Annotated in this window: 15 protein-coding genes; 1 reads left to right on the top strand and 14 read right to left on the bottom strand. The window is 68.5% G+C overall.

The annotated features are described in order from the left end of the window. Positions 1 to 13: 13 nt before the first annotated feature. A complete protein-coding gene (locus F7R26_RS01175; RefSeq protein ID WP_150993407.1) occupies positions 14 to 1,543 on the bottom strand; it encodes an SLC13 family permease in 1,530 nt (509 codons plus the stop codon). Between the two features lie 158 nt (positions 1,544 to 1,701). Here F7R26_RS01175 and F7R26_RS01170 point away from each other — a divergent pair, with 158 nt between their 5' ends. After that, positions 1,702 to 2,439: a GntR family transcriptional regulator gene (locus F7R26_RS01170; protein ID WP_150993405.1), complete on the top strand. Its 738-nt coding sequence runs from the start codon at positions 1,702 to 1,704 to the stop codon at positions 2,437 to 2,439. Between the two features lie 10 nt (positions 2,440 to 2,449). On the opposite strand, the gene F7R26_RS01165 is transcribed toward F7R26_RS01170, so the two are convergent. The 13 genes from F7R26_RS01165 to F7R26_RS01100 all read right to left on the bottom strand — a co-directional run bounded on the left by F7R26_RS01165 (position 2,450) and on the right by F7R26_RS01100 (position 15,705). Beyond that, positions 2,450 to 3,064 (bottom strand): GNAT family N-acetyltransferase, encoded by a 615-nt coding sequence (locus F7R26_RS01165; protein ID WP_150993403.1) that lies wholly within the window; start codon positions 3,062 to 3,064, stop codon positions 2,450 to 2,452. 112 nt (positions 3,065 to 3,176) lie between these two features. After that, positions 3,177 to 3,773 carry a GatB/YqeY domain-containing protein gene (locus F7R26_RS01160; protein ID WP_150993401.1) on the bottom strand — a complete coding sequence of 199 codons (597 nt, stop codon included), beginning with the start codon at positions 3,771 to 3,773 and terminating at the stop codon, positions 3,177 to 3,179. A gap of 72 nt (positions 3,774 to 3,845) precedes the next feature. Beyond that, positions 3,846 to 4,778 carry an MBL fold metallo-hydrolase gene (locus tag F7R26_RS01155; RefSeq protein ID WP_150993399.1) on the bottom strand — a complete coding sequence of 311 codons (933 nt, stop codon included), beginning with the start codon at positions 4,776 to 4,778 and terminating at the stop codon, positions 3,846 to 3,848. Positions 4,779 to 4,932: 154 nt separating this feature from the next. Continuing rightward, positions 4,933 to 5,181: a DUF1289 domain-containing protein gene (locus F7R26_RS01145; RefSeq protein WP_150993397.1), complete on the bottom strand. Its 249-nt coding sequence runs from the start codon at positions 5,179 to 5,181 to the stop codon at positions 4,933 to 4,935. 60 nt (positions 5,182 to 5,241) lie between these two features. Beyond that, positions 5,242 to 5,757: a YbaK/EbsC family protein gene (locus F7R26_RS01140; protein WP_150993395.1), complete on the bottom strand. Its 516-nt coding sequence runs from the start codon at positions 5,755 to 5,757 to the stop codon at positions 5,242 to 5,244. A gap of 25 nt (positions 5,758 to 5,782) precedes the next feature. Further along, the gene (locus tag F7R26_RS01135) at positions 5,783 to 6,718 is read right to left on the bottom strand and encodes a hydroxymethylglutaryl-CoA lyase (protein WP_150993393.1); all 936 of its coding nucleotides are present in this window, start codon (positions 6,716 to 6,718) and stop codon (positions 5,783 to 5,785) included. 119 nt (positions 6,719 to 6,837) lie between these two features. Next, on the bottom strand, positions 6,838 to 7,779 hold the full coding sequence (locus F7R26_RS01130) for a 2-hydroxyacid dehydrogenase (RefSeq protein WP_150993391.1): 942 nt from the start codon (positions 7,777 to 7,779) through the stop codon (positions 6,838 to 6,840). 95 nt (positions 7,780 to 7,874) lie between these two features. Then, the gene (locus F7R26_RS01125; RefSeq protein WP_193692110.1) at positions 7,875 to 9,911 is read right to left on the bottom strand and encodes an acetyl/propionyl/methylcrotonyl-CoA carboxylase subunit alpha; all 2,037 of its coding nucleotides are present in this window, start codon (positions 9,909 to 9,911) and stop codon (positions 7,875 to 7,877) included. 97 nt (positions 9,912 to 10,008) lie between these two features. Beyond that, positions 10,009 to 11,055: a biotin synthase BioB gene (bioB, locus tag F7R26_RS01120; RefSeq protein WP_150992478.1), complete on the bottom strand. Its 1,047-nt coding sequence runs from the start codon at positions 11,053 to 11,055 to the stop codon at positions 10,009 to 10,011. 57 nt (positions 11,056 to 11,112) lie between these two features. Beyond that, positions 11,113 to 11,835, bottom strand: a complete 723-nt coding sequence (gene bioD / locus F7R26_RS01115; protein WP_150992480.1) for a dethiobiotin synthase — start codon at positions 11,833 to 11,835, stop codon at positions 11,113 to 11,115. Further along, positions 11,832 to 13,049, bottom strand: a complete 1,218-nt coding sequence (bioF, locus tag F7R26_RS01110; RefSeq protein WP_150992482.1) for an 8-amino-7-oxononanoate synthase — start codon at positions 13,047 to 13,049, stop codon at positions 11,832 to 11,834. Before bioF ends, bioD begins: the two co-directional genes overlap by 4 nt. Next, on the bottom strand, positions 13,039 to 14,526 hold the full coding sequence (bioA, locus tag F7R26_RS01105; RefSeq protein ID WP_150992484.1) for an adenosylmethionine--8-amino-7-oxononanoate transaminase: 1,488 nt from the start codon (positions 14,524 to 14,526) through the stop codon (positions 13,039 to 13,041). The genes bioF and bioA overlap by 11 nt, the downstream gene beginning before the upstream one ends. A 273-nt stretch (positions 14,527 to 14,799) precedes the next feature. Beyond that, positions 14,800 to 15,705, bottom strand: coding sequence for a dienelactone hydrolase family protein (locus F7R26_RS01100; protein WP_150992486.1), 906 nt, complete (start codon positions 15,703 to 15,705; stop codon positions 14,800 to 14,802). Positions 15,706 to 15,746 lie beyond the last annotated feature (41 nt).

The following is a 15,746-nucleotide window of genomic DNA, read 5'->3' as shown; positions in this document are numbered from 1 at the left end:
GGGAACTCCGATGTCAATGAAATGGCCACGGCGCGCTGGCATCCCACACCGGGATGCCCAGGTAGGCGTACCAGGGCGCCATGACCAGCAGGCCGTAGGCAATGCCGATCAGCACCGACACCACGCCCACGCGGGCATAGTCCGCCGTGGTGAAGGTGCCGCTGCTATAGGCCACCACGGCCGCGGTGATCTGCGTGGGCAAGATGTAGGCAAAGCTGTCGCTGTCGCACACCAGCAAGGTGAACGCGGCGGGATGCAGCCCGAGCTTGGGTGCCAGCGCCAGCATGATCGGCGCGATCATCGTCACGGCGGCCACGTTGGACAGCATGGCCAGGCGCGCCACGTGCGTGCCGAGCATGACGATCAGCAACGCCAGCCACCACGGATGGCCCGCCGCGAAGCGGTACAGCCAGTCGGCCACCCACGGCGCCAGGCCGGTCTCGCCAATCGCGGAGGACAGGCTCAGCGCGCCGGCCAGCAGGAACAACGTACCCCAGATCGTGCGTGCCTGGATGTCCCTCCAGCCCAGTCCCGTCACCCCGGGCACGAACAGCGCCGCCAGCCCGAGCAAGGCCACGATCTCGGAAGGCAGGCCATGCCACGACTCGGTCGCCCACAGCACGGCCACCACGGCAAACACCGCCAGGATCGATTTGGATTGCACACCTGCCGGCGCCAACGCGGCACGCTCGGCGGCAATCGCCGCCTGGCCGCCAGGCAGCCGCACCGCGCGCGACTTGAAGTAGAACTGCACCCACAGCTGGGTCAGCACGAACATGCCCAGGTACGGCCATTGCAGCTTGAACCAGTCGAGATAGGAGATGTGCAGGCCGAGGTTTTTCTGCAGCAGGCCGACGATCACCATATTGGGCAGGTGCGCGGTGAGAATGCACATGCCGCTGATCATCGAGCCATACACCAGCGACTGGATCACGATGGCCTTCTTTGCGCTGCGCTCACGCGGCGAGTCGCCGAACAGGCCCACGATGCCGTTGACGACCGGCAGCAACGTAGCCGCGCGCGCATTGGCCGCCGGCACCAGAAAGCCCAGCACGAAGTTGACCACGAACATCACCCAGATCACACCATTGGCGGTACGCGTCTTCAGCTTGTCGAGCAGGAACAAGGCGATCCGCCGGTCCAGCCCGGCCGCCTGCATGATGGCCGAGAAAATGAACGCCGCCAGGCACAGGAACACCACGGGCGTGGCAAAGCCGCTGGCCGCCTTGGAGAATGGCGTCACCGCATGCGCCAGCACCAGCAAAGCGGGGATCAGCATGCCGCTCACGCCAACCGGCACGGCCTCGCTCATCCAGACCAGGCTCGCCCAGGCCACCACCGCCAGCGTGGCCCGGCCCGCGGGCGGCAAGCCCTCCGGCTGCGGGAGCACGAACAGGATGGCGCAAAAGGCGATCCACGCGGCCACGAAGCCCAGTTGCGCCTTGCGCAAGGGACCCGGCCGGAACCAGGCCGGCGGCTTGTGCAGGTATGCTTGCCAACCGGCTCGCGAATGCGCCGATGGCGGATTGAGGGGAGAGTTCACTGCGGCTCCTTGGCGGTTTCCCGATACGCACGTAAGACGCCGCACTGGTCAGTCCGGCCTTGGAAGGCAATAATACGTTTTAATACAAGATGTCCAACGAAGGCATTGGCATATTGTTATGCTGTTTTTCACAAGCCTTTGATACAACAGGGTTTTACATGAGTGTTGCGCGTGAGAACGCCATTTCACTGTACGAGCAGATCGCAGATTTGTTGCGCGAAGAAATCCAGACGCGGCGCTTCGACCCGTCCGGAAAACTGCCCTCCGAGGCCGAACTGGGCGCGCGTTTCGGGGTGAGCCGGGTCACGGTGCGCCTCGCGGTCACGCGGCTGGTTGACGCTGGGCTGGTCGAGCGCAAGCAAGGCAAAGGCACCTTCGTGGTCGACAAGCGGCTGCGCCATGGCCTGGATACGCTGCGCGGCTTCTACGATTCGCTGGTGTTGCAGGGACACGCGCCAGAGATGCAACTGGTCGCGCTGGAGCGGATCGCCGTGCCGGCCCGGCTGCGCGGCATCTTTCCCGCCGCGCTCGGCCGCTGCATCGCCTTGCAGCGCCTGCATCGTCTCGATGGCGAGCCGATTGCGCTCGCCGAGACCCACATTGCCTGCGATGCCATGCCCGGCTGGGAAGATGCCGAGCGCAATCCGTCCTACACCTTGATCGGGCAGTTGCTGGGCATGCAGGTCGACCGGGCCGACCTCGTCATCCGCGCGCGCGCGGCCGGCCAGCACCTGGCGGCCGTGCTGCAGACCTCGCGCACGCATCCGCTGCTGGAACTGGAACGCACGTCGTTCACAGCGGATGGTGCGGTTTGCGAGCACACGCTGTTTTCCATACGGTCGGAGCGATATGAGTTCGCGCTCAATAGCGCGGGGGGCGTGCGGGTGCCGGCGTGAGTGGCGCCTTTTATCTCGCCGCCCCCTTGTCTTGATCCTTGTCGTTGTCCTTGTCGTTGTCCTTGTCCCTGGACGGGCCGGCATTGCCATACCACGGCGGCACCAACGAGTACATCGCCGCCGAGCACGGCACGCCGTGCAGCACCAGCCGGTTGCGGGCGATGCATTCGAACTGCGCGCCGATCTTCTGCGCCACGGCGCGGCTGACCATGTTGTGCTCGGCGGCGACCACCTCCAGGCGCGTCAGCCCGAGGCGGTGAAAGGCATAGCACGCCATCAGCTCTGCCGCGCGCGCGCCCAGTCCCTGCCGCTGCCGGCTCTGGCGGATCCAGTAGCCGAGGTTGCCGAAGTTGTAGTCGCGGTTGATCTGGTTGATGGAGACGCCGCCATACAGTTCCCTGCCGTCCGGGGCGAACACGCCTATGTCGTAGGCCTCGCCGATGGCCATGCTCTCCGTGCACAGGTCGACCCAGTTCTCGGCATCGCGCACGCTATAGCCCGCGTGGCACCACGGCAGCCATTTGCCCACGGTCTCGAGCGATTCGTGCACGGCGGCCACGAACTGGGGCACGTCGGGATAGCGGAAGGGGCGAAGGAGGAAGCCTTGGCCGTGAAGGGCTTGCATGGTGCATCCTTGGGACTCGGTCAGCGCGGGAACTTGCCGGCGCGCGCATCGTGGGGCATGACGCGCCCGGCCTGCATGCCAGTGCGGCGAGCGTCATGGCCAGGCCGCCGCCTCATCTCGGCCTCATGGCTTCGCCGATCAGCAGCCTGGCCTGCACGCGCGCATGCAGCAGCGCCATGTCGGCATGGCGCAGGCTCGGGTGGCGGCTCAGCGCGGCCATCACCTTGCCGGACTGCTGGATCGAGCCGACGCCGGCATCGGCGGCGGCGCGGTCGATCAGTGCGTCGATCTCCGCGTCGGATAGGGGTCGGGCGATGCGGGCGGCCAGGCTCAGTGCCGTGTCGTCGAAGCGGGCGCCGTCGTCAAAATGAATGCGGCCCTCGATCCTCACCGGCAAGCCGTGCGGGTCGAGCTTGCCGAAGCACAACTCGCGGATGTCGACCGCGTGGTGGCGGCCGTCGAAGTAGAGCGAGCCGTCGATATAGCCGGGCTCCGGGTTGAGCGGGAACACGAGGCGCCTGCCGGCCAGTTGTTCCAGGTTGTAGGTAGGCAGGTTCATGCCGTCGAGCCGGATCGCCGTGCGCACCGGCGCGCCGCCGAGCACGAACGGCGCGAGCTCGATCTCGAGGTCGGCGCCATGCGCGTGGATCGTGGAAGGAGAGAGATGCGCGACCAGGGGGTGAAGCAGTGCGACGGGAAAGGCAGGCATCGACGGTTTCCTCGCAAAGGGTCAGGGACTGGCGCCAGGACATGGTGGCGCCCGCGTTACCGGTGTTACCGCTCAATCCCGGTTGTACACCTCGCCGCCTTCCAGCGCCAGCGCGCCGGCGGCGGCCAGCGACGCCAGGATCCGTTCCAGGATGGCCCCCATGTCCTGCGCGGGCATGAAGCGCGCATGGATGCGCTGCATCAGCGGCGCCTGCGCCATCCACGCCAGCAGCGCGTCGCGCCGCATGCGCTGCTGCTCCAGCAGCTTGAACTTCACCAGCACCTTGATGGCATGCGTGGCGTTGCGCCCGGCATCGGCGCTGAGATAAGCCAGCCGCCCAGCAGCAACGTCAAGCGCGGCCGCCACGTTGGTGAAGGGCCGCCCGTGACCGGGAATCACCACGCGCACATCAAGCGTGGCGATGCGCGCCAGCACGGCTGCCTGCTCGGCGAAGCCGCTCTCGCCGTCGAGTTCCGGGAAGATCACGCCAAAGCCGTTTTCCCACAGGGCATCGCCCGAGATCAGGATGCCTTCCTGGGGCGCGAACAGCATCACGGCATGGGGATCGTGGCCGGGCGCGCCTACCACCTGCCAGTCGAGCCCGCCCAGGCGCAAGGTGTCGCCGTCCTGCACCACGCCATCGAAAGTGAAGCGGTCGCACTGCTGGCCGGTGGCGCGATAGCTCAGGGCGTCCACGTCCCACGCGCGCACCGCCTCGGCCTCCGCGGCGGGGATCAGCGTGCGCGGCTGCCAGCGGCGCTGCAGCGTGGCGTTGCCGCCGCAGTGGTCGGAGTGCAGGTGCGTGTTCACCACGCGCCGCAGCGCGCGCCCGCCAAGGCCGGCCTCGACCAGCGCCAGCGTCTGTGGCGCATGCGTGACGTAGCCGGAATCGACCAGCGCAGTGTCGTCGCCATCGACAAACAGGATGTTGTTGGCGGATAGCCAGCCGCGCTCGAAAACGCGCATGGTGCCGGGCAGGGTGGGAGACGTGTAGGTGGTTGGCATCGGTGTGTAGGCAGTCGGCTGATCAGCGGCCGGCGGCCGGCAAGGCCCGGGGCAAGCGCTCGAACGCCACGTAGGCGAACGGCGAGATCGGGTCAAAGTACCAGTCGATGGCGGTTGTCATGGCCGGGTCACGCTGTGTTGCGGGTGGGATGCATCATGGCGCCGCCCTTGCGGCCAACGCCGCGGCGCGCTGCGGCAGCAGCAGCCAGATCCTGCGCCGCGCGGCCTCGTCGCTGCCGGACCATGCGGCGATCTCGTCGATGGTGCGCAGGCAGCCTTCGCAATAGCCGCTCGCGGCGTCCATGCGGCACACATTGCGGCACGGCGACGCAACGGGCTGCGCGCGCTGTGCGGCTTGCGCGCCGCGCGTGAGCTCGGTAACGAGGCGGGTGGCTTGCGACATCGCCTCAGCCCTTGCCCGGGATGGCGCGCATGACGCGCATGACGCATACAAGCAGCGGCTTCATGCTGACTGGCGCTGCGCCACGTCGGCCACCTCGGCCCCGGTCATGCGCTGCAGCTCCTGGGGCGTGAGGTTGAACACGGCGTGCGGGTGGCCGGCGGCGGCCCACAGGCTGTCGTAGCGGAACAGGTCGCTGTCGAGCAGCATGACGGGCGCCACCGCGTGGCCGATCGGGCAGACGCCGCCGATGGCGTAGCCGGTTTTCTCGCGCACGAACCTGGCGTCGGCCTTGCCGAGCGGGCCCACCACGGCGGCGACCTTGGCTTCGTCGACGCGGTTGCTGCCGCTGGCGATCACCAGCACCGGCGCGTCGTCGGCGACGCGGCGAAAGATGATGGACTTGGCGATCTCGGCCACCGAACAGCCGAGGCCGGCCGCTGCCTCGGCCGAGGTCTTGCCGGTGGCAGGCAGCATGACCACGGGCTTGTCGTGGCCAAGGCCGGCCAGCAGGCCGGCCACGCGCTGCGCCGCTTCAGGCAGCGCGGCGGTGTCTTTGGCGTTGTCGGGAGAGTTCATGTCGATAGGGTTCGGATGAAAGGCCTTATACGCAGGCAGGCGCAGCGTCCGCGGCGGCGCCCCACTTGGTCAGCAGCGCGCGTCCCACGCGCGAGCTGTTGGCACGGCCGATCGACTGCGAGATGAAATCGCCCGCGCGCACCACCTGCTCCAGGTCCACGCCGGTGTGGATGCCCATGCCGTGCAGCATGTACAGCACGTCTTCGGTGGCCACGTTACCGGTGGCGCCCTTGGCGTAAGGACAGCCGCCAAGGCCCGCCACCGAGGCGTGGAAGATCGAGATGCCGACCTGCAGGCTGGCCAGGATATTGGACAGCGCCTGGCCGTAGGTATCGTGGAAATGGCCGGAGAGCCGGTCGATGGGGAATTCGGCGGCGACCGCGTGCATCACCTCCTGCACCCGGCCCGGCGTGCCCACGCCGATGGTGTCGGCGATGTCGATCTCGTCGCAGCCGAGATCGCGCATGCGGCGCACCACGTCCACCACCGCGTGCACCGGCACCTCGCCCTGGTAGGGGCAGCCCAGCGCGCAGGAGATGCTGGCGCGCAAGCGCAGGCCTTTTTCCTTGGCGGCGACGGCGACAGGCGCGAAGCGCTCGATGGATTCGGCGATGGAGCAGTTGATATTTTTTTGCGAGAACGCCTCGCTGGCGGCGCCGAAGATCACGACCTCGTCCGCGGACGCGGCCACCGCGCCTTCGAAGCCCTTCATATTGGGCGTGAGCACGGAGTACAGCGTGCCCGGCCGGCGCTGGATGCGCGCCATCACGTCGGCGCCATCGGCCATCTGCGGCACCCATTTGGGCGAGACAAAGGAAGCGGCTTCGATATTGACGAAGCCGGCGTCGCTGAGGCGGTTGATCAACTCGACCTTGACCTCGGTCGGCACCATGGCCTTCTCGTTTTGCAGGCCGTCGCGCGGGCCGACTTCTACGACTTTTACAAAGTGGGGCAGAGTCATGATGTCTCCTCGCTGTCTGGTAGCGGCGCGCGCGTCTTGCCGCGCGCGCCATTCAACTAATGTGCGGACATTGGGCCCGGGCTCCCGGCGCAAACGCTCCGCCCCGGCGCCCGGCTTGCTCAATAGCCGCGTTGCAGGTCGACCACGCCAGCGATCGGCTGGCCCGCGCCCAGCGCGCGGATCTTGGCCGCGATCTGGGCGACGCTGTCCTCGCGCAGCGTCAGTGCCGCGATATGCGGCGTGATGGTGATGCGCGGCTCGGCCCAGAACGGATGCTCGGCGGGCAGCGGCTCGGTGCGGAACACGTCGAGCGTGGCGCCGGCGATCTGGCCCGACTGCACGGCGGCCAGCAGGTCTTGCTCGACCAGGTGCGGGCCGCGCGCCACGTTGACCAGGTAGGCCCCCTTGGCGAGCTTGCCCAGCAGGCCGGCATCCAGGATGTTCTCGGTTTCCGGTGTGAGCGGCAGCACGTTGACCAGCACGCGCAGGCCATCGAGGAACGGCGCCTGGCCAGCCTCGCCGGCAAAGCCCTGCACCCCTTCGATCTCGCGCGCCGTGCGGCTCCAGCCGCGCACCGGGAAGCCGAAGCCGGCCAGCGCCTGCGCGATCTGCGCGCCGAGCGTGCCCACGCCCATCACGCCCACGGTGAAATCGGCGCGGCGATGCGGCTTGAGAAAGCGCCAGGTGCCGGCCTGCTGGGCCAGCGCGTACTCGTCCAGGCGGCGGAAATAGCGCAGCACCGCGTGTGTCACGTAATCGATCATCTGCGCGGCCATGCCGGCATCGTCCAGGCGCACGATGGGCACGCCGGCCGGCAGCGCGTCCGGGTCAGTGTCGCGCAGGCTCAGGATGCCGTCCACGCCGGCGCCCAGGTTGAACACGGCTTTCAGGTCGCTACGCCCGCGCAGCATCTCGAGCGGCGGGCGCCACACCACGGCGTAGTCGACCTGCTCGTTCTTGCTGTCTTCCCAGGTCAGGCATTGCGCTTCGGGCAGGGCCTCGGCAAAGCCGTCGATCCAGGGCTGGTAACGGCCGTCCGGTACATACAACTGCAACTTCATCTCATCTCCACTCTGGTCTTCTTTCTCTTCTATTTTCGCAGAGGCTGGGCGCGGCCTGCGGTTTTCTTGCGGCGGGCTCCGCCTGAAAGGGCGGCTCAGCCGTTGCCGGCATCGAAAGACAGCAGTTGCGCGCCCTCGCCGACCTGCTCGCCCACGCCATACAGCACCTCGCCCACCACGCCGTCGGCCGGCGCACTGATGGTGTGCTCCATCTTCATGGCCTCCATCACCAGCAGCGGCGCGCCGCGCGCGACCCGGCTGCCGGCCTGGACCATGACCGCGATGACCTTGCCGGGCATGGGCGCGGTGAGCTTGCCGCCCTCGCCTTCGCCCTCGGCGGCATGCGCGAGCGGGTCGATCCAGGTGAGGGCCACATGGCGGTAGCCGCTGAATACATGGAAGGTATCACCTTCCGCGTGGACCTGCCCACGGGCGCGCCGCGTGCCGAGATCGACACGAATATCGTCCGCCGCGCACTGCGCCCGGAACGGCGCGGCCTGGTCGGCGAAGAACAGCGTGCTGCCGCGCGCATCGGTGGCGAGCGTCACATCGGCGATGTGGCCGCCCGCCGGGCCGCCCACCGAGAAACGCAGGGCGCGCCGCTCCCCGCCATTCAACCGCCATGCGCCGGCATGCTGCCAGGGTGAGTGCGCATCGGCCGGGTCCACGCGGCGCGCGCGGGCTTGCGCATCCAGCAGCGCCGCCACCGCCAGCGCGATCACTTCCATGCCCACAGGCGCAGGCGGTGGGAACAATGCCGCCTGATTGCGCTCGATCAGGCCGGTGTCGAGATCCGCCGAGCGGAACGCCTGCGAGGTCACCAGCCGCCGCAGGAAAGCCACATTGGTGGACAGGCCCACCACACGGTATTCGGCCAGCGCCTGCGCCATGCGCGCCAGCGCCTCCTCGCGGTCGCGGCCCCACACGATCAGCTTGGCGATCATGGGGTCGTAATACGGGCTGATGGTGTCGCCCTCGCGCACGCCGGAGTCGATGCGCACGCCAGCCGGGCCGTTGCCGTCCTGGCCCAGCGCGAACGTGACCGCTGCCGGTGTGCGCAGGTAGCGCAGTGTGCCGGTGGAAGGCAGGAAGCCCTTGTCGGGGTTTTCGGCGTAGACGCGGGCTTCCAGTGCGTGGCCGTGGATTTGGAGCTGATCTTGCCTGAGCGGCAACGGCTCGCCCGAGGCCACACGCAGTTGCCACTCCACCAGGTCCTGCCCGGTGATCATCTCGGTGACCGGGTGCTCCACCTGCAGGCGGGTGTTCATCTCCATGAAGTAGAACGAGCCGTCCTGGTTGGCGATGAACTCCACCGTGCCGGCGCCGACGTAGCCCACGGCCTGAGCCGCGGCAACGGCGGCTTCGCCCATCGCGCGCCGGCGTTCCTCGCTCATGCCGGGGGCCGGCGCTTCTTCCAGCACCTTCTGGTGGCGGCGCTGCACCGAGCAGTCGCGCTCGAACAGGTAGACGCAGTTGCCGTGCGTGTCGGCAAAGACCTGGATTTCGATATGGCGGGGGCGGGTCAGGTATTTTTCGACCAGCACGCGGTCGTCGCCGAAGCTGGCGCTGGCCTCGCGCTGCACGGACGCCAGTGCGGCTTCGAAGCCTTCGCTGGCTTCCACCACGCGCATGCCTTTGCCGCCGCCGCCGGCGCTGGCCTTGAGCAGCACGGGGTAGCCGATGCGGTCGGCTTCGCGGCGCAGCAGGGCGGCATCCTGATTCTCGCCGTGGTAGCCGGGCACCAGCGGCACCGCGGCCGCCTCCATCAGGCGCTTGGCCGCGCTCTTGCTGCCCATGGCGCGGATGCTGGATGCCGGCGGCCCGATAAAGACGAGGCCGGCTTCGGCGCAAGCTTGCGCGAAGCCGTCGTTCTCGGAAAGGAAGCCGTAGCCGGGATGGATGGCCTGCGCGCCGGTGGCCTTGGCCATCTCGATGATGTGGTCGCCGCGCAGGTAGCTGTCGCGCGCTGCCGCGCCGCCAATATGCACGGCCTCGTCGCACAGCGCCACGTGGCGCGCGTTGGCGTCGGCGTCGGAGTAGACGGCTACCGTGCGGATGCCCAGGCGGCGGCAGGTGGCTGCCACGCGGCAGGCGATTTCGCCGCGATTGGCGATCAGGATCTTGTTGAACATGGCGCCCTCCCCTGATGAACCTCTGCCCGCAGCCAGTGTGGTTGCGGGGACGGCGGCCATTGACCATGGGCCCTTGGCCGCCGCCATTGCCGCCAGCTTACCCTGCGTAGCCCTCGGTGCGGATATCCAGCCGTGCCAGCAGCGCGCGATCGCGATCGGCCTGTGGGTTGGCGGTGGTCAGCAGGCGGTCGCCGTAGAAGATGGAATTGGCGCCAGCCATGAAGCACAGGGCCTGCAGCGCGTCGTCCATGGTCTCGCGGCCGGCGGACAGGCGCACCATGGCGCCGGGCATGGTGATGCGCGCCACCGCGATGGTGCGCACGAACTCGAACGGGTCGATCGGCGCGGTGTCGGCCAGCGGCGTGCCCTTGACCGCCACCAGGTTGTTGATGGGCACCGACTCGGGATACGGGTCGAGGTTGGCGAGCTGCGCGATCAGCCCGGCGCGCGCCTCGCGCGATTCGCCCATGCCGACGATGCCGCCGCTGCACACGTTGATGCCGGCCCCGCGCACATGGCCGATGGTGTCCAGGCGGTCCTGGTAGGTGCGGGTGCCGATGATCTCGCCGTAGAACTCGGGCGAGGTATCGAGGTTGTGGTTGTAGTAGTCCAGCCCCGCGTCCTTCAGGCGCTGCGCCTGCTCGGCCTCCAGCATGCCCAGCGTGACGCAGGTCTCCAGGCCCATGGCCTTGACCTCTTTCACCATTTCGATGACCGGCTCAAGGTGGCGGTCCTTCGGGCTGCGCCAGGCGGCGCCCATGCAGAAGCGGCCAGCGCCGCTGGCCTTGGCGGCGCGCGCGGCTTCCAGCACCTCGTCGAGCGCCATCAGCTTGCCCGCGGTGACGCCGGCATCATGGTGCGCGCTCTGCGGGCAATAGCCGCAATCCTCTTCGCAGCCGCCGGTCTTGATCGACAGCAGCGTCGAGAGCTGCACGGCGTTGGCATCGAAATGCTCGCGGTGCACCTGCTGGGCGCGGAACAGCAGATCGTTGAACGGCAGCGCATACAGCGCGGCGACCTCGGCGACGGTCCAATCGCCCGGCTTGGTGGCGGGGGCAGACTCGGTAAAGCGGCGGGCGGTCTGGCGCAGGGTGTCGGCGGAAATGGTGGCGACGGTTTCGCCGGCGTGGGTGGTTGCGGTCATGTTTGCGATCTGTTCCGGTAATTCGTTCAGTGTTTTCAGTCTTGGTCCGGTGCGCGCTCAGGCGGCGACACCATCGCCTGCGGCATGGCAAGCGGCAAGCAGCGGCGCCAGCGCGAGCTGGCAGGCGGCTTCGGCCGGCGCGACCTGCCACGGCAGCGTACCGAGCCAGGGCGCGCCCAGCGCCGCGCGCAGCGTGTCGATGTTCTCGTCGGCGAGCTGCATGCCGGGATCGATGCGGTTGGCGATCCAGCCGGCCAGGTGCAGCCCGCGCGCGCGCACGGCTTCGGCGGTGAGCAGGGCGTGGCTGATGCAGCCCAGGCGGATGCCGACCACCAGCACCACCGGCAGGCCGAGCATCACGGCGAGGTCGGCCGTGTCCCAGCCGCCTTGGTCGCGCGGCGCGCCGTCCAGCGGCACGCAAAAGCCGCCGACGCCTTCCACCACCACCGCGCCGGCCCGCGCCTGCAGCGCGTCAAACGCGGCGCGGATCGGCTCGCGCGTGATGCGCACGCCCTCGATGGCGGCGGCCAGGTGCGGCGAAGCCGGCGTGCGCAGCAAGAACGGGCACGTCTGCGCCTGCGCAACGGTCACGGCGCTGGCGGCGCGCAGCTGCGCCACGTCATCGTTGTGCCAATGGTCATCGCGCCATTCGCTGCCGCTTGCCACCGGCTTCATGCCAACGGCCAGGTGGCCGGCGGCGCGCAGCGCGTGCAGCAGGGTGGCGCTGGCGTGCGTCTTGCCGATGCCGGTGTCGGTGCCCGTGACAAAGCAGGCGATCATGACGCCTCCTTGCGCGGCACCACACTGGCCAGGCTGGCCAGCAGGCGCTCGACATCGGCCACGGTATGCGAGGCCGACAGCGTGATGCGCAGGCGCGCGGTACCCACGGGCACGGTGGGCGGGCGGATCGCGCCAACGCGGATGCCGTCAGCCTCCAACGCCGCGGACAGTGCCAGCGCCGCCACGTTGTCGCCCACGATCACGGGCTGGATCGCCGTCGCGCTCTCGCCCAGGCGCCAGCCAGCCGCCCGCGTCAGGCCAGCCAGGCCGCCGCGCAGCGTATGGATCAGCTTGTCCAGCTGCGCGCGGCGTTGCCGCCCTTCGTCACCGGCGATCAACGCCAGGCTGGCGGACAAGGCGTGCGCCACCGCCGGCGGCGAGGCCGTGGTGTAGATGTACTGCCGCGCGGTGTTGACGAGATGATCGATGATGGTCTCGTGCGCGGCCACGAACGCGCCCGCCACGCCGGCGGCCTTGCCCAGCGTGCCGATATAGATAAAGCGCGGCGACGTCAGCGCGAGGTGCTCCAGCACGCCGTGGCCTTGCTCGCCCAGCACGCCGAAGCCATGCGCGTCATCCAGGATGATCCAGGCATCGTGCCGCTCGGCCAGCGTCAGCAGCTCGGCCAGCGGCGCAAAGTCGCCGTCCATGCTGAACACGCTGTCGGTGACGATCAGCTTGAGCGGGCTGGTGCTGGCGGCCAGCAAACCCTCGAGCTCGGCCATGTTGCGATGCGCGTAGCGGCGGACCTCGGCCCGCGCCAGGCGCGCGCCGTCGATCAGCGAGGCATGGTTGAGCGCTTCGCAAAAGAGCGTGGCATCGGCGCTGCCCAGCGCGGTCAGCACAGCCATGTTGGCCATATAGCCGGTGCTGAAGTAGAGCGCGGCCGCGTGCGGAATGTTCGGCGCGAACCACGCCGCCAGTTCCCCTTCAAGCCGGTGGTGGGCCAGCGAATGGCCGCTCACCAGGTGGGAGGCCCCGCTGCCCGCGCCGAACTGGCGCGCGCCCTCGGCCATCGCCTCGATCAGCGCGGGATGGTTGGCCAGGCCCAGGTAGTCGTTGCTGCAGAACGTCAGCAACGAGTGCATCTCGCCGCCGCAGGCATCGCTCACGGCTTGCTGCGGCGCGCAGGCAGAGTACGCGGTGCGGCGGCGCCGCGTCAGTGCCTTTTCGTCGCGCTCGGCGGCGGCCAGGGTCAAGTGCTCAAGCAGCATCGCGTATCTCCGTGGGTGCGCCGGTACCGTTGCCAGCGCTATCGTTCTGGTCCATGCCGGCGAGTACCGTGTCGAGCGTGGCTTGCAGCTGGCCTGCCAGCCATTGCGCAAGCGCCGCGTCGAACACGAACGGGGGCATGATGTAAAGCGTGCGGCCGATCGGCCGGATCAGCACGCCGTGCTTGCGCGCGGCATGATGGAAGCGCGCGGCGAATTCGCCCGCGTCGGCCGCGTATTCCTCGCGCACATCGGCGGCCCAGATCAGGCCGCGCTGGCGTACGTGATGCAGCCGGGCATCCGCCGCCAACCCCGCCATGGCTTGCGTGAGCCACTGCGCGCGCTGGCGGTTCTGCACCACCACGTCTTGCTTGGCGAACAGGTCGAGCGTGGCCAGCGCGGCGCGGCAGGCCAGCGGGTTGCCGGTGTAGGAATGCGAGTGCAGGAAGCTGCGGGCGCGGTCCGGGTCGCGCGCTTCGGCCACGAAGGCCTGCTGGATCGCGCTGCGCGACAGCACCAGCGAGAGCGGCAGGTAGCCGCCGCTGATGCCCTTGGACAAGCACAGGAAATCCGGCCACAAGTGCGCCGGCAGCGGTGCGCCGGGCTCAGCCGCGCCACGTGCCTGCTCCCACGCGAAAAAGGTGCCGGTGCGCCCGCATCCCACCGCGATCTCGTCGGCGATCAGGTGCACGCGGTAGCGGTCGCACAGCGCGCGCACGCCTTCCAGGTATAGCGGATCATGCATGGCCATGCCCGCGGCACACTGCACCAGCGGCTCGATGATGAGCGCCGCAATCTGGCCGCCGCGCGCCTGCAGCAGCGCCTCCAGCGCATCCAGCGCGCGCTGCGCAACCTGCGCGGCGCTCTCGCCCGGCGCGGCCTGGCGCGCATCCGGCGCCATCACCACGTGCGAGCTCATCAGCATCGGATCGTAGGCATCGCGGAAGATCGCCACGTCGGTCACCGCCAGCGCGCCCACGGTCTCGCCGTGGTAGCCGTGGCGCAGGCAGACGAATTCGCGCTTGCCGCCCAGGCCGGTGTTGCGCCAGTAGTGGAAGCTCATCTTCAGCGCGATCTCCACGGCGGACGCGCCGTCGCTGGCATAGAACACATGGCCGAGCGCGCCGCCGGTCAGCGCGGACAAGCGCTCGGCAAGCTCCACCGCCGGCGCATGCGTGCAGCCGGCCAGCATCACGTGCTCAAGCGTGTCGAGCTGCTCGCGCAGCGCGGCGTTGATGTCCGGGTTGGCGTGGCCAAACAGATTGACCCACCAGGAGCTGGTGGCGTCGAAATAGCGCTGGCCGTCGGTGTCGTGCAGCCAGGGGCCCTCGCCGCGCGCGATGGCGAGCGGCGGCTCGCCGGCATCGGGCCGCAGCGGCGTGCACGGATGCCATACCGCGCGCAAGCTGCGCTCGCCGAGCGTGGGCTGGGCAAGATGCGCGCTCGGCGCCGGGGACGCGGAATTGGACTGGTCTTCCAAGGAAACCCTCCTTTGTTGACCGCGCGCTGGCCGGCCCAGGCAGGCGAAGCCTGGCGTGGCGGCACTTGCGTGCGGGTTGGGGAGAGTCATGGTAGGGAGCTACCTGGTGAGTTGGCAAACAGCACCGGATTTACACGTTGGCACCACGTTGAGCGACAAAGCACGAAGAAGTATCTAAGCACCTCTTATCCCGACGCTTGCGTGCGCCTATCTCCACCCTGCGCAGCCGGATGCGGCGCGCGATTCCATCCGTCTATCGAAAAAAATCACGCATCATGGCTGCGGATCGAACGAAAGCCCGATCTCCTTGAAGAACCGCTCGACCTCCGGCAGCCAGATCGGCACGCCCGCGCGCGCGCCGAACAGCGTATGGGAGTCGCCCGCGAATGTGCCGTAGTCCACCATACGGGCATTGGCGGCAGGGCCATGCGCCTGCGCGGTATAGGCCTCGAAGAATTTTGCCGGCAGGGGCTGCGGCCAGTAGCTGTCGTTATCGCCATACAGCCACAGCGAGGGATAGCGCGCCTTTTTGCCGTAGTCGCCGAACGCGTCCACCAGGTTGAATTCCCAGCGGCTGCAAGACTCATCGCGCAGGCCGCCGGCAAAATTGATCACGCCCAGCACGCCCGGATAGGCGATGGTGCTGAATGCCATGGTGGTCAGCCCGCCATGCGACTGGCCAATCACGACGATGCGCGATTTGTCCACATAAGGCTGCTTGACCATGTATTCGAGCGTGGCCACCACGTCCTCGGCCTGCACCAGGCCGTTGCTCTCGACATTGCAGCCGCCGCCGATATAGGCGCCGCCGGATTTGGAAAAGCCCTGACGCATCGGCAACGCCACAACGTAGCCGCGCTTGACGAATTCCGCGCTCTGCGCGAGGTAGCGTGCGCGCGACTGGAAGGCAGGCTTGCCCGGCGCCTTGCCGTGATTGATCACGACCAGCGGAAACGGGCCGTCTCCGGGTGGCTTGAAGATGGTGGTTTCCAGCTCCAGCGAGAACATGACGCCGGGCTTGGGAACCATGGCGACCTGCTCCGACGATCCGGGGATGATGGCAGTGATCGTCGTCTCTGGTGCCTGCGTGGCCTGATTCGCGGAGGGCGCCCGCGCCATCGCCCCGGCGATTGGCAGGGTCAGCAGCAGGGCCAGGGCCAGTCGTTGCATCCACCTCATGATTTGCCTGCTCCTTTGGTTGCCCCTGCCGCGCGAGGCGC

The sequence above is a fragment of the Cupriavidus basilensis genome, assembly GCF_008801925.2.
Lineage (GTDB): Bacteria > Pseudomonadota > Gammaproteobacteria > Burkholderiales > Burkholderiaceae > Cupriavidus > Cupriavidus basilensis.
This window is presented reverse-complemented; position numbering and strand designations above follow the sequence as displayed.